Origin of the sequence: Shewanella sp. S1-58-MNA-CIBAN-0166 (genome assembly GCF_040310085.1) — a bacterium.
Lineage (GTDB): Bacteria > Pseudomonadota > Gammaproteobacteria > Enterobacterales > Shewanellaceae > Shewanella.
This window is the reverse complement of the sequence record NZ_JBEOPN010000193.1, coordinates 1-242: the sequence shown is the minus strand read 5'-3', so window position 1 is coordinate 242 and position 242 is coordinate 1. Positions and strand designations below refer to the sequence as shown.

At 33.1% G+C, this 242-nt stretch carries 1 protein-coding gene; it reads left to right on the top strand.

Annotated elements, in window-relative coordinates; translation table 11 throughout:
* Positions 1-44: 44 nt before the first annotated feature.
* On the top strand, positions 45-242 hold a 198-nt coding region (locus AAEY99_RS21660; RefSeq protein ID WP_351012019.1), incomplete at its 3' end, for a hypothetical protein.

The following is a 242-nucleotide window of genomic DNA, read 5'->3' as shown; positions in this document are numbered from 1 at the left end:
ACTACAACGCTAAGTAATTTTTCCTTGTCTAGAACTGTCAAGCAATGAGTGTTTCTGAACAGTTAATGCGACAATTTTCAGAGAAAGAATGGGATTTAGATTTAGAAATACCAACGGAAAATGATGTTAGAGAATCATCACTTTCATCATATAAATATTTTAAATCTCAAATGGAGGCAATTAGCGGAAAGGTAGGGTTCCTCATTCGAAGCAATACTAATGAAGATTTCATAATTTCAGAC